Genomic DNA, 22,052 nt, shown 5'->3' with positions numbered 1-22,052 from the left:
TGCCTAGAGCTACCTGTGGTATATTCTTGATCGGAGGTGAATGTTAAGACATATGACACCCAACCAACACTTGATGACTTATACGCTGAACAGCGGTATAAAGGGAACTGTCGACCTAACCAGTAAGCAGGTGCAGGAATGGATCAAAGCATATCGAATTGGCAGCAAGTTTGTAACGGTTGTGGGAAAACAGTATTTTGGTTTAAACCCTGAGTTGGTAGCAGATTTCAAGGTACATAATGAATACTCGGAGCAGAGAGAACACATATTCATAATACAGCCTGTAAGGGAACACAAAGCTGTAGAGCTGGACCCACTGGTAGAGGCGTACAGCCAGTATAAAACATTAATTCAGGTAGAATGTAAATGTGGTGCTTCCTATATAGAAGAGTCACCGCATAAAAGAACCAAGTGGTCATGCAAGGAGTGTAATAACATTGTGTTCCTGGATCGTAAAAAGGGCATGGTGGATACGGATAAAGGCAAGGCGTGGTACATGACCAACAAATACTATGTGGAAAGACAAAGCAACTGACAGATTGTCAGTTGCTTTCTAACCATATACTCACAATTCTTGTGTGCCTACCCAAATGATATAAGTCTTTTGGCAAATAATAAAATTGATGTTTTTTGCGCTTTGTAGTACATTATCAAGTGTATTATAAGGAGGCTTCTCATGTACGGACATAGACAAGATGATACTTTATACATCATGACTTACACATTAAATAGTGGTATCAAGGGCACAGTGCCTTTGTCTAATCAACAGATACAGGAATGGCTTGAGTGTTACAGAATCGGTAAGAAATTTGTAACCGAGATTGGCAAAGAGTACTTTGGACTGCATGCGGAACTGGTGGCTGATTTTAAAGTGCATAATCAGTATTCAAGCTATCAGGAGGTTATTATCCCCATTCAACAACCGGATACTGGCCTAAAAGAGTTGTCCCAGGCTTACAAATCAACAGAAACTTTAATTAAAGTAGATTGCAAATGTGGTACATCGTATGTTACAGAATCTCCCTTTAAGCGGACCAAGTGGTACTGCACCAAATGCCGGGAGATTGTTTTTCTCGACAACAAAAAGGGAATGGTGGATACTTCCAGAGGTAAGGCCCATTATATGACCAATAAGTATTTTGTGGAACGGGAAACAACTGGCGTATAAGCCGGTTGTTTTTTTGTTCGCAAGGTTTGTGTACGTCCTGACTTTTCAAAGCCATTGCGCTATAGTGAAAAAGGGGGCTTATGGAAATGTGGAGTATTTTGCTGAATCACGTTTTGTTGATAGGATTTGTGGCTGTTTTGATTCAACGGATCTACAAGCATCGCTTTCATCAGCAAAATGGTAGCAATTTTCTGCTATGCTTGTGGGGGATCTTGGTTAATCGGTACAATAGCTTGTTTGAACTGACCACGTTATATACGGTGTATACCGTTTTTTTTGCTGTAGGAGCATTGTGGTTTGGAGGTTGCTGGCTTGTGCAGCTATTGGAAAAGGGGAAAGATAAAGCTTGATATAAACGATAGTCAGGTGGTGAACGTCATCCGGGAAGATCATACGAATGGTGCAAGAAACCGCATGAGCACGAACAATGTGTACATACACGAAACGCTTCATTTGGAACAAATCATAAGTGACCTGCGGGTGATGGGCTATGTGGCTTTTCATCATCATCCGCAAATCACAGGTGACCTTTCTGAGCTGGAGGCGTTAAAAAAGCAACTATTGTCGTTTTTCCAACAGCATCATGTATTGTGGATTGAGCTTGACCCGCTAACACAATATGTGGTGGTGAATAACATGGGGAAGGCCACGGTGCTGAAACTCATGGGTCGGAAAATGAACCCGCTACGGGATCTGAGAGCAAACGCTGCTTTGGCTGGACAGCCGCTGCATGAGTTGGATCGGGAGATAGAACGGCTCAATCGGCTGGCTCATCTGTTGCGCTATACCCGTTTTTCTTAAGCGACAGAACTAACGAAAAAAAAGCATTCACGAAGCAAGGATGGTTCCATGCTGTGAATGCTTTTTAGTTTACTTACACCGATTTCAAAAACTCCACAATCGTCAGCAGACCCTTGTCAAAATTGTCCAAGTTGAAATGCTCGTTGGGCGCATGCAGGTTCTCATCTGGCAAGCCGAAACCCATCAGCACGACTGGGGCAGTCAGCACACGGGAGAAGGTCTCCACGATTGGGATGGAGCCCCCATCCTTGGTAAAGAGGGCACGCACACCGTATACCTTCTCAAAAGCATCGGCCGCCGCTTGCAGAAACGCGTGTGACGGGTCGATGTTAAAGGCGTTCGCTTTTTCGCCCTGTTGAATATCCAGGGTAGCTCCTGCCTGAACATGGGCGCGCAAATGGCGCTCGATTTTGTCCAGAATGTCTTGCGGATTCTGGTTAGCCACCAAGCGGCACGTAATTTTAGCGTGAGCTTCTTTCGGAATGACCGTTTTCGTACCTTCCCCTTGGAAGCCGCCGTATACGCCGTTCAGTTCCAGTGTCGGACGAGCCCCAACACGCTCAACGAAGCTGAATCCTTCTTCACCATAGAGGGAATCAAGTGCAAGATCTTGTTGCAGCTTGCTCTCATTGAAGCCTTGCTTCATGAATTCTTCTCTCATCTCTGCCGATAATGGAGCAACATCATCGTAGAATCCTTCGACGCTTACACTGCCTTTGTCATTATGCAGGGTTGCCAGCAAGGACACCAGAGCATGCAGGGCATTCGGCACGCCGCCACCGAAAGAACCGGAATGTAGATCTGTGTTCGCCGTGTGAATGGCGACTTCCAGTGAACATAGTCCACGCAAACCTGTGCAAATGGCAGGCTTTCCTTTTTCGATCAAGGAAGTGTCGGACACCAGTACAGCATCGGCTGCCAGACGTTCAGCTCTAGTTTGCAAAAACTCAAGCAAGTTCGGACTGGATACTTCTTCTTCGCCTTCAATACAGAATTTGATGTTCAGTGGCAATTTGCCTTCTTGCTTCAAAATGGCCTCAACTGCCTTAATGTGCAAGAAAACCTGTCCTTTATCATCTGTCGCTCCGCGCGCATACAATTTTCCATCACGGATGGATGGCTCAAACGGTGGCGTTTCCCACAGGTGAAGCGGGTCTACGGGTTGTACATCATAGTGTCCATACACGAGGATCGTTGGTTTACCAGGTGCGTGCAAATGATCCGCATATACCAGCGGGTGCCCTTTGGTCGGAATGATCTCAACGTTTTCCAGACCGGCAGCAGTCAGTTTGGCAGCCAGCCAATCAGCTGCTTGGTTAATGTCCTTTTTGTGCTCCGATAATGCTGAGATACTTGGAATGGACAACCACTCCTGTAACTCGCCCAGTTGTTGCTCTCTGGCTTTTTTAAAATATTCAGAATAACTCATAAACTATGTATCCTCCTTTTTCAATGTAAATCGTGTGAATGTTGCGCTATCCTCCGAACCGAGGTCGTGGACGATATGTCTAGTTTACTACGTTTTGTGCTGAACGAAAAATTGGGAGATAAAAAAACGATTCTACCCGGGTCTGTCCAGACCTGAGTAGAATCGCCCTTAACCAAGCATATGCATGTATCTACGCGCGAATGTCCAGTTGACCGCCAAGATGAGGCTGTACGCTTTTTTCCATCATCTGCACTAAGGCCTGTCCTTGTTCACTAGCCTGATCTTTAGCCATACTTAATACCTTCACACTTACGGCTTGGGCTAAGCTGGCCTGACTCATACCTGTTGATAATGCTGCGATATCCATGTTCCAACCCTCCTTCATTGTGAAGACTCTTTCTCTATATTTATCGGTTGGAACGGTTATTTTGTTTCATCCAATTGGAATTGTGTCAGTAAATCTTGAAGCTGTTCTGCCAAACGGGTCAAATCTGCGGCAGACGAACCGATCTCTTCCATGGAGGCGAGCTGCTCCTCTGCGGCTGCGGACACGGTCTCCGTATGGGATGCCGCTTCTTCAGCGATGCGTGTAATTTCCTCCATGCTGCTGACGACTGTACTTGTTCCATCTGCGACTCCAGCGGTAGAAGCTGCGACGTTATCCAGCTGCTTCGCTGATTTGGCTACCGCTCTACGGATGCGGGAGAAGGAGCGACCGGATAGGTCAATGGAATTGATACCTTCGCTTACGCGTTCCTTGGCGGATTCCATAGCGGTCAGGGCTTCAGATACACCGCTCTGTATCCCTTGAATCTGTTCACGAATTTGTTGTGCGGAATGAGCTGAGTTTTCAGCCAGCTTGCGGACCTCTGTGGCCACGACAGCAAAACCTTTACCATGCTCCCCTGCGCGTGCCGCTTCAATAGAAGCGTTCAATGCGAGCAGATTAGTCTGGCTGGCAATTTCCGTAATGACAGTAACAATCGTTCCGATTCGTCCAGATCGATCATTCAAAGCACCGATAATGGTGTCCAGTTCTTCCACGGTAGTGCGAATGCCATCAATGGAAACGACGCTGTTGCCGATATGCTCACTGCCTGCATCCGACGCCTGAATGGCCTGTGCGGAGTAAGTAGTCATTTCAGCCATAGTTTCGGTCATAGCGGTGATGTCTGTTGCCATGCCGCTAACCCGTGTCTGATTAGCTTTAGCACTGCCCACTTGGCGTTCGCTGCCAGCAGCCACATCTTGAATGGCTATGGTCACATGCTCGATAGCCCGGGTCGTTTGTTCTGCACCTGCTGCAAGCTCTTGCGAGGATGCCGACAAATTGCCAGTCATCGCTTGAATTTCTCTAATCATGTTACGCAGGTTATCTACCATTTGTTGAAAATATCTTGATAATTCACCAATTTCATCTGCACTGGTCGTAGCCACGTTAATCGAAAGATTACCTTGGCTGATGGCATCCATAGAATTACGCAATCTTTGGATAGGCTTAAGTATACTGCTGATTAGCCACATTGCGAGCACACCAATGATGATAGCTGCAATCACCAACACTACGATCGTCGTGATAAGAATCGGTTGGGCGGAGGCACTGGTTTCTGCTTTGTCCATTGTGCCGGCAATTTTCCAGCCTGTCAGCGCATTGGTTTTGAAAATCAGGTGTTTATCTACGCCATTAAGATCGTAATTAAAGCTGCCTTCCTTAGAGTCAAACAGTTTGGGGATCGTTTCTCCCATTTTGGTACTTCCGCTGACTTCTGTCGGGTGGGTAACGATACGTTTGGTACCATCTAATATCATAATATAGCCATTTTGTCCGATTTTTAAATTTGTGATTTCTTTCAAATTTTTCAGGTTCAGGGAAAGGCCGAGAACACCGCTGTTGTCGGGAAGTGTACGTGAAATATACACAACGGGGATCTTAGCCGTATTGAGTCCAACAGGGCTGATTACGGTTTGACCGGGTTTCTCCAGGGCCTGTTTGTACCACGGGCGCTCACGAGGATCGTTTGTGGAGCCTACGGCTTTGCCAATAATGAGCTTACCTTCGGGGGTTCCTACAAACATATCAACAGCTTCCGCGTGCATTTTCAAATAAACTTGTAATCTTTTTAGAATGGCATCATCTGCTTCAGCACTGTTATCACTAGCCGTCATCGTTGTAGAGTAATATTCGAGATCCGCGATTTTGGCTTGAATCGTTTGAGTAACTGCACGATCGGATGCAGTAACGCTAGTTGTCGCACTATCAAGTAATTGGCGGTCCGTCTGGTTATATGCTGCTTGATAAGAAAAAGAACTTACAATAATACTAGGAACAAGCATGACCAGAAGGAATGCTGCGGTCAATTTCTTGCGTAGTGTTAATGTTTTCAGTCGTTTCATCTAACCCCTGCTTTCTATCTATATATTCATTTCTAAAGCTTATATCATATGTATTTACTATCGGTTATTTTGAGCTGAATTGATAGATTTATTACTAATTTGTCCAATACGCCAAAGAATTTCTTGCATAACATGGAGTATCTTGCAATTTGGAGGGATAAGGTATGGGTTTTTTTCTGGATATGAGAAGCTCCACCAATTCATCAAAGACAGGTGAAGGTCCCGATATTCAACTGGGTCATATACCGGAGCGATTCGGTTTGATTACTCTGCGAACCTTTCTTGTGCCAGGTCCGATTGTGACTTTTAGTGGTTCCATTGGTCTAATCGGTGAGCTTGGCGATACGTATGCAGTTGAAATCGTGCGTGGAGCCGACTATGATCCGAGCGAGGTAGTCTACCGCGCCGAGGGGGTACTGGGCGTGACCGGATCTAATGAAACGCAAGCTTTTAATGCACAGGATCTATCCGCTCCATTGGCAATACAAACAGTATATTCTTCTTATATTTCTGGTGTTTCGACCACTGTTCGTAATGGTCCAGAGGTATTCACGGGCATCGCTTCGACTCCGTTTCTGTAAATATATCAGGTGAATATTTCTTTAGTAAATACTCGCTGCCTGTTCGTGGTTCTCCTAGGATAGGCCGCTGCGCAGAAGCTTAACTAGCCACGAGCATAGACAGACAGCTGCTACAGACTCGTGGCTATAATTATCAACAACACCCAGAGCACAAATGACCTAGTTGTTGTAATTTCCTTTATGAGCGTGTTCTACAAAGTTGATCGTGCTTCTCGGATTCTATTTCTTAAGAATCTCTCGCAAATACACTGTCAACTCATCTGCCGCTTTGGTATGGGCTGGGAGCCCGGGATGGCTGCGAGACCCTATCGTTTCTTCCGTCGTGTTAGGCAGTTGGAATACAGACACATTCCCATCCCTCGTTCTTTTCTTGTATGCATCTACTGCTCGGTAGATTGAGGGCATCATAGGAGTACCCAGCATCCCATAGGCCCATACAATATGAGCCGCAGGATTGCAATTCCGAAGCTTGACAAGAAAACATTCGATAGCGCTTTCAAAAGCTTGTAAATCTTCTTCATTGAATGTGCCGTCCTCGTTCAAGCGTTGCTTGTACACTTTACCGCTTGCTGGGTCCGTCCATGCAGGAGAATAAAAGGCTCCCCCGTCATTAGTCCCCAAATTCACTACGACCACGTCCGGCTGCCATGAGGTAAAATCATGATCTGAAAATGCCCCTAATGCTTCATTTCTCTCACCGGTCAGCACACCACATATCTGTTCATAATATGCCGGTATGTTCGTATCCGGATTATTATCCCAGCCCGTTAGGACACCCCAGCCGCTTTGTGAAAACACTCGGTAGTCCGCATTCAGTGCTTCGGCTGTTATGGCTGTATAATTGCGTAGTGCTGTGAACAGCATGGGAACCCAGTCTGTCTCGTCCTTCGCTCCAATCGTTCCTTCTCCTGAGGTAATGCTGTCACCGATAAATTCCACCTTGAGGGGCTTATCAGTGACCGGTAGCAATTCTCCGTCAACCTTCAGGGCATGAATTTGCAACAAGCAGTGCGGGTCCGAACTCATAGGCTGGACATCCTTGACCACACGGACATTTTTGACTGTATCAGGGTTTAACCCTCTCAAAAGACAGATCCAATGCCGTCCTGCAGTCACCATCAGGCGACTCATCGGGACACCATTGATGACAATACTGATCCAGGGCTCATACACCTGGTAATCGGCCTCAATTTCAATCCACAGCTCTGAGCCTTTGATATTCAATTCAATGCCACTGCCTGTCCAAAATAGAGTAAGCGGTGTACGTGTTTGCGTAGTTCGACCATGAACCTTTATATGCTTTGCTTTTGTAAGTGGGTATGTCTTCAATTTCTTGTTATGTGACATTTCAACACCCTCCTCATGGTTTTTAATGAATGCTAGTTTCTGTAATATTGTAAAAGAAGTGACAGGAAATCTCAAATTCTATTTCTAAACAAGCAAGGGCTCAAAGCTTTATATGGATTATCCTTTTTGATCACGCTTTAGAACCACATATGATATCAAAAAGGCACCAGCAAAATTGAAATTGCTAGTGCCTTTTCGATATACGGAGCAAAGATTACTTGCTAAGTATATTTTTTCACAAATATTATTTTATCTATTAATTAGCTTTGCCGAACATGACGATATTAGTCGCCTTGCCGAAGTCTATACCTACTTTGCCAGTGATTTCTGCTGTTTTTTGTGCTAACACGACTGCATTGACACCACAAGAGAACAGGGCAATGTCAAAGTCATCTTTGTGTGCTGCGATCCATTGGAGTGTTTCAGGCATTTGTTCATATTGATGAAATGCCAGCGTGTGCGCAATATGCAGCTTGTACGGATCAGCCTCAAGAACAGGCCTTACTTCAGCGGCCGTCCGGGTGACCAGCAGAATGCGTCGATTTTTCAGCATGTCCCAGAAAGCGGGTGTCCCAGCCAAATACCGATTCAGGCAGGCGTGGCAGGTCAGCGGGGGGGAAAGAGCATAGTGAGCAAAGACCTGATCGGTCAGCTCCCGCTTCATATAGGATGGTGCTTTAATAGATTCGTCATCATATGGCAAAATGCCAGTAATGCTGGCTTTGCTCACTGCCTCAGCCACGGCGTCCCGTAGTTCCGTATTTGGTAGAAACAGTCCCTTTTGACCGAGATTAGCTTTGACCGCCCAACGTTCCTGTAACACCTTTTCCATCGGCCAGACGGTATCCTGCGCCAACACCAAATTTTCACCATCTCCAATACGAATGAGCGAAAAGGACTGGTGCTGATCGAGTGCTAGCTTCAAATGCTTCAGTACCTCGTCCATCTCCAGATACTTTGGATTCGTCATATCATGTTTCCTCCCTGTCGTTCCTGCTTGTTCAACTTTTCAGATGGAGTAAAAAACTTTGTATTCTATCATATGTCGAAAGCGAAAAGGTTTTTGTATGAACGGCTATTCTTTTTGGATTCTACCTATTTTTACAAGATTCGTTGTATCTGTACGTGCCGTTTCAGGAGCGTCTTCATAACTTGAGAGAAGACGGTTGAAAGGGAGGAAGATCAATGAATCGCAAGGTTGTAATTGAAATTAATTTTAATAACTATGGGATGAATCCCAACCGCCTGACACGTGAGTGGATCAGCGAGCGACTGAATATATTCAGAACCTTTACGCTGCGTAGTTTACTCAGTCAGACAAATGCGGATTTCCTATCTGTCGTCAAGCTGGCGGGCGGATGCAGTGACATCGTGGAAGAGGAGCTGGCCCGACATGAGCCCATTCCCGACCACATCCGTTTTGGTACGAGCATCGAAAGTAAACGTCGTATCCATGCGTACATCGAAGGTGCGGACGAACTGCTCATTGCTCGAATAGATTCCGACGATTTGTATCACCAGTCCTTTGTACAACAGTTGCATGATTACAAGTTTCAACCGGAGACGGTTGCGCTGGTGAACCAGATGGGTTACCTGTGGGATGCGGTTGAGGGGCAGATGGCACCGGTGTTTCACCGTTCGCCTTCTTTTTATGTGTTTCGCTATCAAGTGGAAGATTTTCTGAATGATTACCGTGTGGTCATTCCTGGAAAGGGTACGCACGGATATGTAACGGAGCTGCCGCATGAGGTCATTCCACTTCGCAACTATGTGAACGTCATTCATGCTGCCAATACTTCGGTGAAAAAAGTGCCAGCGAAGGATCGGCTGTCAGAGAATGAAATGAATGCTGTGCTGGCAGAATTTCTGGGAACAGGCATTGCCAATTCGTAACGGTCAGGAGGAGATTATATTGTTCAAAGGAAAAAAACTGCTGGTGACCGGAGGAACGGGATCTTGGGGGCAACGCCTAACCGCTGAATTACTGAAGGAGGACCCGGCGGAGATTCGTATTTTCTCACGCGGTGAATTTGCACAGATTGCCATGCAGCGGCAATTTCTATCGGATCCTCGCCTGAATTTCATGATTGGAGATATTCGAGATCTTCAGGCATTGCAGGAGGCATGTCGCGGAGTGGACTATGTATTCCATTTGGCGGCATTAAAGCATGTCCCTGTGTGTGAGAGACAGCCAGAAGAGGCTTTCAAGACGAACGTACACGGTACGGAAAACGTGATCCGGGCCAGCATTGAGCAGGGAGTCGCCAAGGTAATTGATGTCTCTACAGACAAGGCGGTAGATCCGGTGAATGTATATGGCATGACGAAGGCGATAGGTGAAAGACTGATGATCCGCGCCAACACTTTAAGTGAGCGTACTCGCTTTGTGTGTATACGCGGCGGCAACGTGTTGGGGACGAGTGGAAGTGTCGTGCCCCTGTTCAAGCGCCAGATCGCGGATGGGCAGGATTTAACGCTGACGAGCCCAGATATGACACGCTTTTTCCTCACGCTCGGAGAGGCGATTGGCTTGCTGCTGAAGGCTTCTGTCACGGCGGTTGGGGGAGAGACGCTAGTGATGAAAATGAAGGGCTGCAATATTGCAGATCTAGCAGAAGTGATGAAAGAACAGGCGGGGCAGCCTGCGTTGAAAGTAAAGGAGATTGGTATACGTGGTGGAGAAAAGCTGCATGAGGTGCTGATTTCGCCCTATGAGGTGCCGCATACGTATCGCTATGATGATCGCTATTTTGTTATTCTTCCCCAGCAAGCAGACAAGCGCTTACTGAGCCAATACGGTGGATTGGAACGAGTGAGCTTCGATCAATATCGCTCGGACGATGAGTTAATGGATCGCGCTGGAATTGCTGAGCTACTGCGAGGCATGGAGTAATGATGAAAGAGGTGGGTATTTTGCAGCTTATGGAAAAAATAACTAAAGGAACTATAAAGGTTGCGGTAATCGGCCTCGGTTATGTAGGGCTGCCCATGGCAGTGGAAATGGCAAAGGCTGGTTATGATGTATATGGTGTGGATTCCGATCCCGTCAAAGTAGCCAAGCTGCTTCAAGGAAAGTCGTACATCATAGACATTAGTGATGATGCATTAGAAGGTCTGATTGGACAGCAATTGCATCCGGTTACGGATATCAAGGTACTGGAGCAAGCGGATATCGTCGTGATCTGCGTGCCTACGCCGCTGACGGACGGACACCAGCCGGATACGTCCTATATCGAAACGGCTATTGATCAGGCTATACCTCATTTGCGTAGACAAACACTGTTGATTCTGGAAAGCACCACCTATCCGGGAACGACCGAGGAACTGATTCGACCGGTGATAGAGCAGCGCAGGGGCTGGACGGTAGGTAAGGATTTCTATGTGTGCTTCTCGCCGGAACGTGTGGATCCGGGTAGCGTCCATTTTAACATTCGCAACACACCCAAGGTGATCGGCGGTTGCACGCCGGATTGTCTGGCAGTGGGAGTAGGGTTTTATGGGTCCTTTTTGGACCAGATCGTTCCGGTAAGCTCGACGACCGTGGCGGAAGCCGCCAAGCTGTTCGAGAATACGTTCCGCAGCGTTAACATTGGAATGGTCAATGAGCTGACAGCCGCCTGTGAGAAAATTGGCATCAATATATGGGAGGTACTGGATGCAGCGGCCACCAAGCCATTCGGCTATATGCCTTTTTATCCGGGACCTGGCATCGGGGGGCACTGTATCCCGGTTGATCCGCTATACTTGTCATGGAAATCCGAGCAGCATGGTTTTCCACTGGAATTCGTGGACTTGGCAGATCGCATGAATCGGCGTATGCCGCTGTACATCGCAGAGCGAATTGAATCCATGCTTGCTCAGAAAGGCAAAGCCATAAACAAAGCCAACATCATTCTGGCAGGTGTGGCCTACAAAAAGGACATTGATGATGTTCGCGAATCCCCGGCTCTTGTCCTGTTTGAACATCTAATAAAAATGGGAGCTTCGGTGAGCTTTACCGACCCGTACGTATCGAGCTTTAAGCTGAACGGTGAAGAAATCTCATCTCGGACGGCAAATGCCCAGCTATGGGAAAGTGCAGATATCGTAGTCATTACGACAGATCATTCTGTGGTGAACTACCAACAGTTGGTCGACCATGCCCCGCTGGTCTTCGATACACGTAATGCGACTGCACATTGCACAGGTGGACATGTCGTGATCTTGGGGCATCCCGGAGGGGGCGCCGCTGTTGGCTAACCGTGATCAGGTAAACGAACGTTATTACGGGCAGATTAATTCGGAGGAATCTCATGAAGCCACCCGCAATAGAATTCACTGGATTTGCCGCCATGTACAGGGTCATACGGTGCTGGATGTTGGGTGCAGTCAGGGCATAACTTCCATTTTGCTTGCGCGGGAAGGTTTTGAGGTAACGGCCATTGATTTGGAAGAGGACAGTATTTCTTATGCAAAAAAAGAACTTCGTCAGGAATCAGCACCCGTCCGGGGAAGAGTCCACTTTCAGCTAAAGGACATTTCACAATTTGAGCGCCCTCCCGGTGGATTTGACACCATTATTTTAGGCGAGATTTTGGAACATTTTGCGCACCCCGACACTCTGCTGGCTCATGCTTATCGCTTGTTGAATAAAAAGGGAACGCTCGTCTTATCTGTACCTTATGGATACCATCCGTTTCATGATCACAAGCGGACTTACTATGCCGGGAGCCTCTCCCGTGTGTTGTATCCTTATTTTGATGAACAAGCGCTGGAGGTGCATCACAAATATTTGTGCTTTGCCGGCCGCAAGAAGTCGAAAGAACTGCGTGAGGCCAAACCAAAGGTAGAGCATCTGAATGAGTGGATGAAACTGGACGAGGAGCAGTTTCGACTGGTGGAGCAGCAGCATGTTCGCAAAATGAATCAGCGAAAGGCTGCACTCGACAAGGCGGTACAGCGAATCCGGCATATGGAGGAACAACTTTTGCCGTTGCAAAGGTATGCACGTGCCGAACAGATAGACAAGACGCAGGCTGAAAGGAGAGGTGCATATACTGATGGCGAGTCTAACGGAAAAACCACGGGAGAATCAGCCAAAGGTAAAGGGGATGACGTGAAGTCATGACTGAGCATCCAATGACTATCAGCTTGTGCATGATCGTAAAAAACGAGGAGCAGACACTGGCACGCTGTCTGGATTCGGTCGCAGACCTGATGGATGAAATCATCATTGTGGACACGGGATCGACGGATCAGACGAAGTCGATAGCGGCCCGCTATACGGATCGGCTATATACGTTTGAATGGAGGGATGATTTTGCAGCCGCCCGTAATGAATCGTTTGACAAGGCGACGTGTTCCTACGTCATGTGGCTGGATGCGGACGATGTGCTGCTGGAGCCGGATCGTGAGCGCCTGCGTGCCTTGAAGCAGCGTTTGTCTAAGGATATCGACGCAGTGGTGATGCCACTTCATTTGGCAGAGGGGGAGCAGGGTGAACTGTTGTTCACCTCACGCCGTATCCGTCTCGTGAAGCGTGAGCGACAATACCGCTGGGAAGGGCGTCTGCATGAGGATCTGGTGATACCTCAGGGGCAAATCGTTCATTCAGATGTGGCAATAACTCACCGCCGAATGCAAGACCATACGCTCCGTAACCAACGTATTCTCGCCCGGTGGATCAGCGAAAGCGGCAAGCTGGAGGGGCGTCTGCTGTATTTGCACGCCAATGAATGTTTTGACCGTAAAGAATATGCCGAGGCGGCAGAGGCGTTCAACCATCTGTTGGAGGAGCCAAGCGGCTACCGTGAGGATCGGATTACCGCTTGTGCGCGGTCGGCTGAATGCTATCTTCACCTTGGGAAGCCGGAGCAACAGCTGGATCGTCTGTTACGTTCCTTTCGATACGGTGTGCCGCAATCAGATTTGTGTTGCATGATCGGTGACTGGTTTTTCACAAGAAACGAATGGAGCACTGCCGCGTACTGGTACGAAAAGGCATTGGAGCAACAGCATCACCTTCCGGGTATGCGACCTGTTCCACTACCATGCTACTCCTGGTTACCTCATGTGCGGCTCAGCCATTGCTTTGCCCATGTAGGTCAGCTGGACGCTTCGTATGAGCATAACCAAACCGCTTTACGCTATTTACCTGACGACCCGCATTTACTGGATAATGCACGCAAGCTCAAGGAGGCTATTTCCAACTCCCCACCCTCAGCCCGTTCCTCAAAATAGTTCAAGCTGTTCCGGCCCGTTATCCTCTTCGTGTGGCTTGCGAGGGGGAAAAGGTTTAGGGTCCATGCCAAGCATGGTCATGAGCTGCTTGGCATTAGCAGCGGCGTCTCCACCTGAGTTGTTGTTGAAAATAACACACACCTCGCGGCTTTGCTGCTCCAGCTCCAGCAACCTGTCTCTCCATTCGGTCAACTCTTGTTCATTGTACCGATACAGATAACGAACCTCCCGCCAATTCGGTGCAGAGCTTTGATTCCAGCCCGATATGTTCCGCCCGTGGAGACGTACGACTGTCAGATTACCGTCTGTAGCCAACGGCACAATGGGAACCGACCCTGGTCCTGCCTGCGGCTCGTCGCATACGCTGTGTATCCAGCCTTCTTCACGCATGAATGCCAGCGTTTGTTTCCGAAAATCGGGTGTGAACCAGCTTTGATGTCTGAATTCAAGTACGGATGGGACCTCTCCCATCCTATTTTTCGTGTCTCGCAGTACAGCGACATTCTCACGTGTACAGTCGAACCAGGGCGGGTACTGAAACAGCACGGCTTTGAGCTTGCCCGCTTCGTGAAGGGGCTGTATCGATGCATGCAGTGCCTCGTACATGGCATCTATTGTTTTGAAGTAAGGCTGCTTGCCGCGGGTATGTCCAGTCATGCCTTGGTAGGCTTTGACGAGAAATGAAAAAGAGTCAGGGGTTTCCGCCGCCCAGCGTGCCATACGATCTGTGGGCTGCACCGCATAGAAAGAGCTATCCATTTCTACTACCGGAAAATGGCTTCCATAGATACTTAGTTTTTGGTTAGCTTTGGTACCCGTTGGATACAAGTCATCGTGATCGCCCCAACCCGTAAGTCCAATTTGAATCATAATTTCCCCGCTCCTTTCCTTCATGAAAACTTCTAAAGGCGTTCCCATGAATCATTTTAATGATAAAATGGGGTGAATCACATGAAGTTGGTATGAAGTTCCTATGAATATTTAAGCTCAAATACGGTTATTGTAACATGTTTCCTTATTCAGGATTTTGCAAAACCCTTATTCGTAATGCTTTTGAGTTTCCAGTTTGAAAAAGCTAATATAGTATGTAATAGAGCGAAATGAGTTCATGGAGGAGAAACGATATGGCAGAATGGTACGAGCAAAGCTTTGGGGAAGATTATTTATTGGTATACAAGCATCGCGACTTTCAGGGAGCCTATCAGGAAGTGCAAAAAATGATCTCCTGGCTCAAATTACCGCAAGGCTCCAGCGTATTAGATTTATGCTGTGGGATGGGACGTCATTCGCTTGCGCTCGCAGATGCAGGTTATCAGGTGACAGGTGTGGACCTTTCCAATGTGCTGCTGAGAGAGGCTCGTGCAGCTGATTCCGAAGGGCGGGTAAGTTGGCATCAAGGGGATATGAGAGAGGTGCCGCTGGATGAAAGCTATGACGCGGTGATGAATTTGTTCACCTCCTTTGGTTATTTTGAACAGGATGAGGAGCAGCTTAAAGTGCTAAAGGAAATATATCGGCTGTTGAAGCCGGGAGGACGCTTTATCATAGATTATTTGAACCCTGCTTACGTAGCCGCTCATTTGGTACCGCATTCGTCGCGGGAGGATGAAGGGAATTGGATTGAGGAGCATCGGGTCATTGAAGATGGATTTGTGAAAAAGCAAATTGCGATTCGGTTAGCTGCATCCGTTACGGGCACTGAGGCAGCCTCTGCTCTGGGCACGACTCCTACTGAGGGAGAACCTGCGCGCGTGTATCATGAACGAGTGAAGCTATATCCATATGAGAAGTTTCGTGGATTGCTAGAGCAAGCCGGACTATCTGTAGAGCAGGTACACGGAAGCTATAATGAAGATCAATATATTGAAGATGCTTCGCCTCGAATGATTTTTGTCGGCGTGCGGGCTTGAAACAGAAAGGCGGGTGGAAGCCATGAAAATGCCAGAGCTTACACCGTGTGAGCGAATAGATGGAGGCTTTCAGGTCAAAATATCCATGTCCTTTCCGCTGCGCTGGGTGAATAGCTATGTGCTCAAGGGAGAGCACGGTTTTACGATTGTAGACCCGGGGCCGCGCAATATGGACACCGAGGCAGAATGGGCGCATGTCTTCCACCAGCTGGGAATGTCCTTTGGGGATATTTCGGACATTGTGGTCACTCATCATCACCCCGATCATTACGGATTGGCGGGCTGGATGCAGCAGCAAAGTCAGGCTCGTGTACATATGTCAGCCCGAAGCCATAAGGAAGCGATGATGATGTGGAACGCTCCAGAATTGACGGTCGCTATGGAGAACAGGCTTCCCAGCTTTTTTGTCCAGCATGGCTTTCCTTTGGAGCAAGTGCCGGCCTTGGAATTACATATGCGGCAGGCTTATTTGCAAGTGAATCCACAGCCTGAGATTACCGTTATTCCTACCGGCATAGACGCTCGTCTGGAATGGGGTGGACGCAGTTGGCTGCCCGTCGAGACGGGAGGGCATGCGCCCGGACATATGTCCTTATATGACCCGAATAGCGGTGTTATCCTCTGCGGTGACGCAGTTTTGCCGCAGATTTCTCCTAACATCAGTCTGCTGCCGGGCAGTGATGCCCAGCCGTTGAAGTCTTATGTAGACGGCTTGCAGCGTCTAGGTAAGCTGGAGGTAGCGTGGGCATATCCGGGGCACCGCAATCCGTTTGGTTATTTTCGGGAGCGGACGCAAGCGTTGCTGGCACATCATGAAGAACGACTGGAGAAATTTCAGCAGCTGATCCAACCGGAGGGAAGCACAGCCTATGAGCTGTGCATTGCCATGTTCGGTGGCAAGCTGGGTATTCACCAGCTAAGGTTTGCCATGTCCGAGACGCTGGCTCATCTGGTGGAGCTGGTGCGCCGTGAACGGGCCTCTATGAGCGAGACGAACCCAATCACGCGCTTCTATCCCTTTTGCCGTCAATAGTCACGGAAAGTTGACCAACAAGTGACATAACGAAACAACATGACAAGCGGCATGCATGCCGGAAAAGAGGACTTTATGAATTTGCTGCTGCTGGGAGCTACCGGACGCGTAGGACGGTATATATTAGATTATGCGTTAGCGGACGGTCATACCGTTACGGTCCTTGTTCGTTCACCGGACAAGTTGGAGAATTACATACCTGGATATGGGAATCAGCTGCAAATCGTACAAGGCGATGCCACTAATGGAGAGGACGTAGCACAGGCGCTGAAGGGTGGGGCGACGACTGTGATCAGTGCGCTGAATACGGATGGAACGACTACCTTATCCGTTAATATAGCCCTGCTGATCCGGCTCATGCAGGAACAGTCCATTTCTCGGCTCATTACGGTAGGAACGGCAGGAATTTTGCAAAGCCGGACCGAACCGGACCTGTATCGTTACGAGTCCTACGATACCCGACGACGCAGCACTCGTGCGGCCCAGGAACATCGGCGAGTGTACGAATTACTGCGTGAATCGGCACTAGACTGGACAATCGTATGTCCAACCTATCTACCGGATGGAGCGCGGACAGGTATTTATCGCGTGGAAAAAGATTTTTTGCCTGAAGGTGGCTCACAAATTACCACCGCGGATACGGCTGATTTTACTTATCGGCAATGCAAGAGTTACGAATTTATACGTACACGGGTAGGCATTGCCTACTGATTGTGGAACACCAAACATAGCTTCATTTTTAAGCAATCAACCAGAGCGCGGTAAGTGTATCTACTTATTGTGTTTCTTTTTTTATTTGACAAATACTCAGGCTTAGAATACTATGGTTCTTAACGGAAACACTGTTTCCCTGAAAGTCTTGTGTAGTTCTTTAATTTATTATAGTAGCAACAAGCAACAGTTTTTAATAAGCCAGGATTTTGCAAAATCCTCAAGCAAAAGGAAGTGCATTCAATCATGTCCGAGCCATCGCATCCCTATAAAACCTATTCGGAAGTGAAGCTACAGCAGCAGCAATTGCTACGTAAAAATGTCATCGATGCCGCATGTATCCTTCTTGTGGAAGAAGGGCCTGAGGCTGTGACCGTACGGCGAGTTGCGCAGAAATTAAGCTGTTCCACCAAGATCATTTACAATATTTTTGGCAGTAAGGATGGTCTTGCCAATGAGATGTACCTGGATGGATGTCGGCTATTGGCTGAAACCTTTCAGCAAGTACCTGTTACCGAAAGCGTACTCGCTGATCTGGAAGCTCTATGCTGGGCGTACTGGGAATTTGCACAGCTCCATTCAGCCTATTATAAAATGATGTTTGGCGGGGCACTATCTGATTTCAAGCCGGATGAACAGAGCTTGGAGGGGACCACAACGGCACTGTCACGAATTCTGCAAACCGTCATACACGCTATGGAGCAGGGAGTATTGAAAGAGTATGATCCGTTGCTGGTTGTCCGGATGTTTTGGTCTGCTTTACATGGAGTCATACATCTTCAGTTTGCAGGTCATTTTTCAGATGTAGATATGGCTCAAGGGGTGTATGCATTTACACTGAAAAATACGCTTGTAGCATTTAAAACATCCTCATCCCCATCGTAAATATGAAGTGTACTGAGGTCGTCATAGTAGATGACTTCAGTTCATTATAGAGTAGTGGTAACAATGTTTCTTAAATAAAACTATGATACTATGGAGGTTATCATCATGTTTATGTACGCAAACAAAACAGCCCTGATCACAGGAGCTTCATCCGGTATTGGCGAGGCCTTTGCCTATTCGCTCGCAGCTAAGAAATGTAATCTCATTTTGGTAGCACGCAATGAAACCAAATTAGAGACGCTGGCTAAAGAACTTTCAGCTAAATATAACGTAAAAGCAACGGTGATTGCGATGGATCTTTCCACACCAGGAGCACCACCAGCATTGCATCAGGAGGTTCAAAAGCAACAACTAAAGGTAGATCTCCTGATTAACAACGCCGGTTTTGCCACCTATGGATACTTTGAGCAGGTTTCAGGAGAACGACAGCATGAGGAAGTGATGCTCAATGTGGCTGCTTTAGTCGACATCACACATGCATTTATGCCTGATTTATTGCGTAAGCGGGATGGGGGGCTCATCAATGTTTCTTCCACAGCCGCATTTCAGCCCGATCCTTATATGGCCGTATATGGAGCAACCAAAGCATTTGTGCTTTCTTTTACTGAAGCGCTATGGGCCGAAAACCGGAAACGGGGGCTTAAAGTTCTGGCCCTTTGTCCAGGCTCAACAGAAACGCCGTTTTTTGATATTGTTGGCGCAAGTGAAGCGTCAATTGGAATTAGGGAAACTCCCCAAACCGTGGTGAAGAACGCGTTGAGAGCATTTGAAAAGGGGCGTAGTCACATCATTTCCGGTCGCCAAAACTATTGGGTAGCTCAGGTGTCCCGGCTCTTCTCTCGTCAATCCACGCTGGGAATTGTAGAACGTGCACTGCGTCCACAAAATGGATTGTAATTTATGAATGAAGGTAATCTGAGCTTGAAAGGTTAGAATTGCTAATGAATAAGCTGTGAGTATTATGCACCGGGTCTGATCGTTTATAGCTCGACTTGAATCAGACCCGGTGTTCCTATTTGTATAGATCAAGCGCTTAGATCCTATTCTAGTCCTCGGGAATATAGTAAAATTCCATCCCGTTTCTCCCAGCCATTAGCTGACCAGAAGCGTTGACCCCCTGCGTTATGCTCCATCACAAACAGATGACATTTATCAATGCCTTCTCTCAGCAAAGCAGATAACGCTTTATCCACCAATCTGGGCGCGATCCCTTGACCACGATGTGCTGCAGCTACACCCAGATGATACAGAAACCCCCTGCGACTATCGTGGCCCGCTAAAATCGTGCCTATGATGTTTCCGTTGTACTCACAGACAAAGCTAAGTCCTTCGTTCCGTTGTAAAAAGCGTGCAATTCGCTCCGGTGAGTCGGCCTCGCTTAATCCCAATCCGTCTAAGCCATTCCACAGCTCAATGGCTTGATCATAATCATTAGCCTGCATCGTACGGAATGCATACCCTTCAGTAATGTTTGCCATGTCTAGTTCTCCTCTAACCCTTATATATCTGTTATATTCCCACGCGTTGTTTGTTATTTAGCATGTTGTTTAACGTGTTGTATTCGGTGCGCTTTCTTCCCCAAGCTCCTGCTCACGCTCTGCCTGTTTGCGATGGGCGATACGGCTGCTGGCCGAAGCTGCGATAGCGCCCACAATGTCGTCCAGGAACGTATGGATCGGCCCGAGGCTTTTATCATTCAGGCGTTCCAGCACACCTGGTTTGAGTTTATCGACATAACCGTAATTGGTGAATCCAATGCTGCCGTACACATTTACAATGGAAAAGGCCAGAATTTCATCCACCCCGTATAATCCCTCATCATTTTCAATCATGTCCTGCAATGGGGGAAGAAGAGCGCCCTGTTCTGCAAGGATATCCAGTTGGATGCCCGTGAGCACGGCATTTTGAACCTCGCGCTTCATCAGTACCTTGTCCACATTCTCCATACATTCTTCCATCGTTAGGGTTGGGTAATATTTTTTCTGTAAAAGCATGACCAGTTCTGCGATTTCAGTCATGTTAACGCCACGCTTGTGCAGCCACTCGCGGGTGGCATCAGCTACCTTTTTACTGTTCAGGCTGTAAGGTACTTTTTTCTTGTCCATAAAATTGAAGTTACCCTCCTCGTATAGATCCTGATTTCTACTGCAATTATGACCAGTGTGTCCAGTTTGCTGAAAAAGTAGTTATTTTTTACGCGAGGCTTGTATACATATTAGTACAATCTGTACAAAATTGTTAGGGAGGAACTTCACTTATGAATATAAAACACCCATGGCGTATGACCTCTGTAGCTGGACTGCTATCCCTACCCCTGTTGTTGTCAGGCTGCAGCCTTTTCGGCAACGAATCGGCATCCATCGACCCCCCGCCGTCCACGACAGAGCAGTCCATGATTAAGGCTGTAACCGGAAAAGCACCTGCCAGTACAGGGCAACTGAGGGCTGTTTTTTTGCAAGATCATAACGGTTTGCTGGCCCCGGTATCTTTACCGATGGCTACAGGGGATGTACAGGCAGATGCCAAATCAGCACTGGAAACATTAGTTGAGGGCGGGCCATATGCCGGATTATTACCAGAGGGATTTAAAGGTGTAATCCCCCAAGGTACGGAAGTGAAAAGTGTGACGGTGGACAAGAACAACAAGCTGGCTGTTGTCGAATTCAACAAATCTTTCGCCAACTATAAGCCACAGGATGAACGAAAATTAATGGAGAGCTTGACCTGGACCCTGACCGACCGTCCTGATATTGAGAGCGTACAGATCTGGGTGGAGGGCAAAAAGCTGAACGAAATGCCTGTTGGCGGCACACCGCTGGATCATCCGTTGACACGTGCAGTAGGTATTAACTTGGAGATTGGTCATGGCGTAACACCACTGGATTCCAGTCCAGTCACTGTGTATTTCTCTTCATCTTCTCCTGCTGGAGTTCAATACTATGTACCTGTAACACGGTTGGTCAGCCCTGAAAAAGATCGTGTCCAGTCAGCACTTCATCAATTGATTCAAGGGCCGCAGACCAAAGATGGGTTACAAGAAGTGATGACAGGAGAGACGGCACTGAAATCAGTAGAACGCTCCAAAGACAACGTCATTACGGTATCGCTCTCGGATGATATGTTTGCTAAGGGAGAAGCCGTGCCTGCTGAATTTTTGGAATCGGTTGTGCTGACAGCGGCAGACAATTCAGATGATGCAGTCAAAACAAAAATTCGGATTGAACTGAATGGTGAAAAAAGCGTGATTGGACAAAATAATCAAAATTACGGAGAGCCTGTAGCCAAGCCGCAGCACATTAACGAAATTCCTCTTTAAGTGCGTGTTCAAAAGTCGGCTTTTCAGGACCGAGAAGATTGGATGAAGCTAGGGACTGAGTAGCGGAGCGTAGACAGATCTACGTGAGCAACGGAAGGCCCGGCTGAATTCAAGATTCGACGTTGAATCCGCTTCTTGATTAGCTTCGTCATGGAAAGACGACTTTTTGAACAACCTCTTTAAGGGCGGAAATCGTCCTTGGGGTGCTTTTGCCTGCACACTTTGGTAAAATAAACATATAAGAACAGGTTGCATACG

24 protein-coding genes are annotated in these 22,052 nt (G+C 47.5%); 16 read left to right on the top strand and 8 right to left on the bottom strand.

Annotation, left to right across the window (positions count from 1 at the left end):
• The first annotated feature begins 52 nt into the window (after positions 1-52).
• From MKY35_RS20465 to MKY35_RS20450, 4 genes are all read left to right on the top strand, one after another.
• The gene (locus MKY35_RS20465) at positions 53-535 is read left to right on the top strand and encodes a hypothetical protein (RefSeq protein ID WP_342444691.1); all 483 of its coding nucleotides are present in this window, start codon (positions 53-55) and stop codon (positions 533-535) included.
• 141 nt (positions 536-676) lie between these two features.
• The gene (locus MKY35_RS20460) at positions 677-1,168 is read left to right on the top strand and encodes a hypothetical protein (protein WP_013311697.1); all 492 of its coding nucleotides are present in this window, start codon (positions 677-679) and stop codon (positions 1,166-1,168) included.
• An 86-nt stretch (positions 1,169-1,254) separates the two neighbouring features.
• A complete protein-coding gene (locus tag MKY35_RS20455) occupies positions 1,255-1,518 on the top strand; it encodes a hypothetical protein (protein WP_342444690.1) in 264 nt (87 codons plus the stop codon).
• 64 nt (positions 1,519-1,582) lie between these two features.
• Positions 1,583-1,969, top strand: coding sequence for a hypothetical protein (locus MKY35_RS20450; RefSeq protein ID WP_342446680.1), 387 nt, complete (start codon positions 1,583-1,585; stop codon positions 1,967-1,969).
• A 73-nt stretch (positions 1,970-2,042) separates the two neighbouring features.
• On the opposite strand, the gene MKY35_RS20445 is transcribed toward MKY35_RS20450, so the two are convergent.
• From MKY35_RS20445 to MKY35_RS20435, 3 genes are all read right to left on the bottom strand, one after another.
• Positions 2,043-3,398: a dipeptidase gene (locus MKY35_RS20445; protein ID WP_069011023.1), complete on the bottom strand. Its 1,356-nt coding sequence runs from the start codon at positions 3,396-3,398 to the stop codon at positions 2,043-2,045.
• Positions 3,399-3,588: 190 nt separating this feature from the next.
• On the bottom strand, positions 3,589-3,765 hold the full coding sequence (locus MKY35_RS20440; protein ID WP_023990044.1) for a YjfB family protein: 177 nt from the start codon (positions 3,763-3,765) through the stop codon (positions 3,589-3,591).
• A 56-nt stretch (positions 3,766-3,821) separates the two neighbouring features.
• Positions 3,822-5,792: a methyl-accepting chemotaxis protein gene (locus MKY35_RS20435; RefSeq protein WP_342444689.1), complete on the bottom strand. Its 1,971-nt coding sequence runs from the start codon at positions 5,790-5,792 to the stop codon at positions 3,822-3,824.
• 164 nt (positions 5,793-5,956) lie between these two features.
• Between MKY35_RS20435 and MKY35_RS20430 the strand changes: the two genes are divergently transcribed.
• Positions 5,957-6,373, top strand: a complete 417-nt coding sequence (locus MKY35_RS20430) for a hypothetical protein (protein WP_342444688.1) — start codon at positions 5,957-5,959, stop codon at positions 6,371-6,373.
• A gap of 219 nt (positions 6,374-6,592) precedes the next feature.
• Here MKY35_RS20430 and MKY35_RS20425 read toward each other — a convergent pair whose 3' ends face one another.
• A complete protein-coding gene (locus MKY35_RS20425) occupies positions 6,593-7,720 on the bottom strand; it encodes an SGNH/GDSL hydrolase family protein (RefSeq protein ID WP_342444687.1) in 1,128 nt (375 codons plus the stop codon).
• A gap of 256 nt (positions 7,721-7,976) precedes the next feature.
• Positions 7,977-8,690, bottom strand: a complete 714-nt coding sequence (locus MKY35_RS20420) for a GT-D fold domain-containing glycosyltransferase (protein ID WP_342444686.1) — start codon at positions 8,688-8,690, stop codon at positions 7,977-7,979.
• Positions 8,691-8,905: 215 nt separating this feature from the next.
• Here MKY35_RS20420 and MKY35_RS20415 point away from each other — a divergent pair, with 215 nt between their 5' ends.
• From MKY35_RS20415 to MKY35_RS20395, 5 genes are read left to right on the top strand one after another with little or no spacing between them, the layout of a single operon-like run.
• The gene (locus MKY35_RS20415) at positions 8,906-9,613 is read left to right on the top strand and encodes a glycosyltransferase family A protein (RefSeq protein WP_342444685.1); all 708 of its coding nucleotides are present in this window, start codon (positions 8,906-8,908) and stop codon (positions 9,611-9,613) included.
• 19 nt (positions 9,614-9,632) lie between these two features.
• A complete protein-coding gene (locus MKY35_RS20410; RefSeq protein ID WP_322252280.1) occupies positions 9,633-10,613 on the top strand; it encodes a polysaccharide biosynthesis protein in 981 nt (326 codons plus the stop codon).
• A 2-nt stretch (positions 10,614-10,615) separates the two neighbouring features.
• Positions 10,616-11,959, top strand: coding sequence for a nucleotide sugar dehydrogenase (locus MKY35_RS20405; RefSeq protein WP_342446679.1), 1,344 nt, complete (start codon positions 10,616-10,618; stop codon positions 11,957-11,959).
• On the top strand, positions 11,952-12,827 hold the full coding sequence (locus MKY35_RS20400; protein ID WP_342444684.1) for a methyltransferase domain-containing protein: 876 nt from the start codon (positions 11,952-11,954) through the stop codon (positions 12,825-12,827). The genes MKY35_RS20405 and MKY35_RS20400 overlap by 8 nt, the downstream gene beginning before the upstream one ends.
• A complete protein-coding gene (locus MKY35_RS20395) occupies positions 12,824-13,939 on the top strand; it encodes a glycosyltransferase family 2 protein (RefSeq protein WP_342444683.1) in 1,116 nt (371 codons plus the stop codon). Before MKY35_RS20400 ends, MKY35_RS20395 begins: the two co-directional genes overlap by 4 nt.
• Here the strand turns inward: MKY35_RS20395 and MKY35_RS20390 are convergent.
• Positions 13,931-14,809 (bottom strand): DUF72 domain-containing protein, encoded by an 879-nt coding sequence (locus MKY35_RS20390; protein WP_342444682.1) that lies wholly within the window; start codon positions 14,807-14,809, stop codon positions 13,931-13,933. The two genes, MKY35_RS20395 and MKY35_RS20390, sit on opposite strands and share 9 nt — an antisense overlap.
• A gap of 254 nt (positions 14,810-15,063) precedes the next feature.
• Between MKY35_RS20390 and MKY35_RS20385 the strand changes: the two genes are divergently transcribed.
• The 5 genes from MKY35_RS20385 (at position 15,064) to MKY35_RS20365 (ending at position 19,375) form a co-directional block, all read left to right on the top strand.
• Positions 15,064-15,849 carry a class I SAM-dependent methyltransferase gene (locus tag MKY35_RS20385; protein ID WP_342444681.1) on the top strand — a complete coding sequence of 262 codons (786 nt, stop codon included), beginning with the start codon at positions 15,064-15,066 and terminating at the stop codon, positions 15,847-15,849.
• A gap of 22 nt (positions 15,850-15,871) precedes the next feature.
• Positions 15,872-16,882 carry an MBL fold metallo-hydrolase gene (locus MKY35_RS20380; protein WP_342444680.1) on the top strand — a complete coding sequence of 337 codons (1,011 nt, stop codon included), beginning with the start codon at positions 15,872-15,874 and terminating at the stop codon, positions 16,880-16,882.
• Positions 16,883-16,957: 75 nt separating this feature from the next.
• Positions 16,958-17,593 (top strand): SDR family oxidoreductase, encoded by a 636-nt coding sequence (locus MKY35_RS20375; protein WP_342446678.1) that lies wholly within the window; start codon positions 16,958-16,960, stop codon positions 17,591-17,593.
• A 246-nt stretch (positions 17,594-17,839) separates the two neighbouring features.
• Positions 17,840-18,478 (top strand): TetR/AcrR family transcriptional regulator, encoded by a 639-nt coding sequence (locus tag MKY35_RS20370; protein WP_342444679.1) that lies wholly within the window; start codon positions 17,840-17,842, stop codon positions 18,476-18,478.
• A 105-nt stretch (positions 18,479-18,583) separates the two neighbouring features.
• Positions 18,584-19,375, top strand: coding sequence for an SDR family oxidoreductase (locus MKY35_RS20365; RefSeq protein WP_342444678.1), 792 nt, complete (start codon positions 18,584-18,586; stop codon positions 19,373-19,375).
• Positions 19,376-19,518: 143 nt separating this feature from the next.
• On the opposite strand, the gene MKY35_RS20360 is transcribed toward MKY35_RS20365, so the two are convergent.
• Both MKY35_RS20360 and MKY35_RS20355 read right to left on the bottom strand, forming a co-directional pair.
• The gene (locus MKY35_RS20360; protein ID WP_069011036.1) at positions 19,519-19,956 is read right to left on the bottom strand and encodes a GNAT family N-acetyltransferase; all 438 of its coding nucleotides are present in this window, start codon (positions 19,954-19,956) and stop codon (positions 19,519-19,521) included.
• 69 nt (positions 19,957-20,025) lie between these two features.
• Entirely contained in the window at positions 20,026-20,583 is a 558-nt protein-coding gene (locus MKY35_RS20355) for a phosphatidylglycerophosphatase A (protein ID WP_069011037.1), read from the bottom strand.
• Between the two features lie 152 nt (positions 20,584-20,735).
• Between MKY35_RS20355 and MKY35_RS20350 the strand changes: the two genes are divergently transcribed.
• Entirely contained in the window at positions 20,736-21,794 is a 1,059-nt protein-coding gene (locus MKY35_RS20350; protein WP_322252271.1) for a GerMN domain-containing protein, read from the top strand.
• The last annotated feature ends 258 nt before the right edge of the window (positions 21,795-22,052 follow it).

Source organism: Paenibacillus sp. FSL L8-0638 (genome assembly GCF_038593075.1).
Lineage (GTDB): Bacteria > Bacillota > Bacilli > Paenibacillales > Paenibacillaceae > Paenibacillus > Paenibacillus polymyxa_D.
The sequence above is the reverse complement of the archived record's forward strand: the minus strand, read 5'-3'. Positions and strand labels throughout refer to the sequence as shown.

Coding starts and splice junctions, on each gene's coding strand:
- MKY35_RS20465 (WP_342444691.1), top strand. CDS start 53: ATGACACCCAACCAACACTTGATGACTTATACGCTGAACAGCGGTATA.
- MKY35_RS20460 (WP_013311697.1), top strand. CDS start 677: ATGTACGGACATAGACAAGATGATACTTTATACATCATGACTTACACA.
- MKY35_RS20455 (WP_342444690.1), top strand. CDS start 1,255: ATGTGGAGTATTTTGCTGAATCACGTTTTGTTGATAGGATTTGTGGCT.
- MKY35_RS20450 (WP_342446680.1), top strand. CDS start 1,583: ATGAGCACGAACAATGTGTACATACACGAAACGCTTCATTTGGAACAA.
- MKY35_RS20445 (WP_069011023.1), bottom strand. CDS start 3,398: ATGAGTTATTCTGAATATTTTAAAAAAGCCAGAGAGCAACAACTGGGC.
- MKY35_RS20440 (WP_023990044.1), bottom strand. CDS start 3,765: ATGGATATCGCAGCATTATCAACAGGTATGAGTCAGGCCAGCTTAGCC.
- MKY35_RS20435 (WP_342444689.1), bottom strand. CDS start 5,792: ATGAAACGACTGAAAACATTAACACTACGCAAGAAATTGACCGCAGCA.
- MKY35_RS20430 (WP_342444688.1), top strand. CDS start 5,957: ATGGGTTTTTTTCTGGATATGAGAAGCTCCACCAATTCATCAAAGACA.
- MKY35_RS20425 (WP_342444687.1), bottom strand. CDS start 7,720: ATGTCACATAACAAGAAATTGAAGACATACCCACTTACAAAAGCAAAG.
- MKY35_RS20420 (WP_342444686.1), bottom strand. CDS start 8,690: ATGACGAATCCAAAGTATCTGGAGATGGACGAGGTACTGAAGCATTTG.
- MKY35_RS20415 (WP_342444685.1), top strand. CDS start 8,906: ATGAATCGCAAGGTTGTAATTGAAATTAATTTTAATAACTATGGGATG.
- MKY35_RS20405 (WP_342446679.1), top strand. CDS start 10,616: ATGAAAGAGGTGGGTATTTTGCAGCTTATGGAAAAAATAACTAAAGGA.
- MKY35_RS20395 (WP_342444683.1), top strand. CDS start 12,824: ATGACTGAGCATCCAATGACTATCAGCTTGTGCATGATCGTAAAAAAC.
- MKY35_RS20390 (WP_342444682.1), bottom strand. CDS start 14,809: ATGATTCAAATTGGACTTACGGGTTGGGGCGATCACGATGACTTGTAT.
- MKY35_RS20385 (WP_342444681.1), top strand. CDS start 15,064: ATGGCAGAATGGTACGAGCAAAGCTTTGGGGAAGATTATTTATTGGTA.
- MKY35_RS20380 (WP_342444680.1), top strand. CDS start 15,872: ATGAAAATGCCAGAGCTTACACCGTGTGAGCGAATAGATGGAGGCTTT.
- MKY35_RS20375 (WP_342446678.1), top strand. CDS start 16,958: ATGAATTTGCTGCTGCTGGGAGCTACCGGACGCGTAGGACGGTATATA.
- MKY35_RS20370 (WP_342444679.1), top strand. CDS start 17,840: ATGTCCGAGCCATCGCATCCCTATAAAACCTATTCGGAAGTGAAGCTA.
- MKY35_RS20365 (WP_342444678.1), top strand. CDS start 18,584: ATGTTTATGTACGCAAACAAAACAGCCCTGATCACAGGAGCTTCATCC.
- MKY35_RS20360 (WP_069011036.1), bottom strand. CDS start 19,956: ATGGCAAACATTACTGAAGGGTATGCATTCCGTACGATGCAGGCTAAT.
- MKY35_RS20355 (WP_069011037.1), bottom strand. CDS start 20,583: ATGGACAAGAAAAAAGTACCTTACAGCCTGAACAGTAAAAAGGTAGCT.
- MKY35_RS20350 (WP_322252271.1), top strand. CDS start 20,736: ATGAATATAAAACACCCATGGCGTATGACCTCTGTAGCTGGACTGCTA.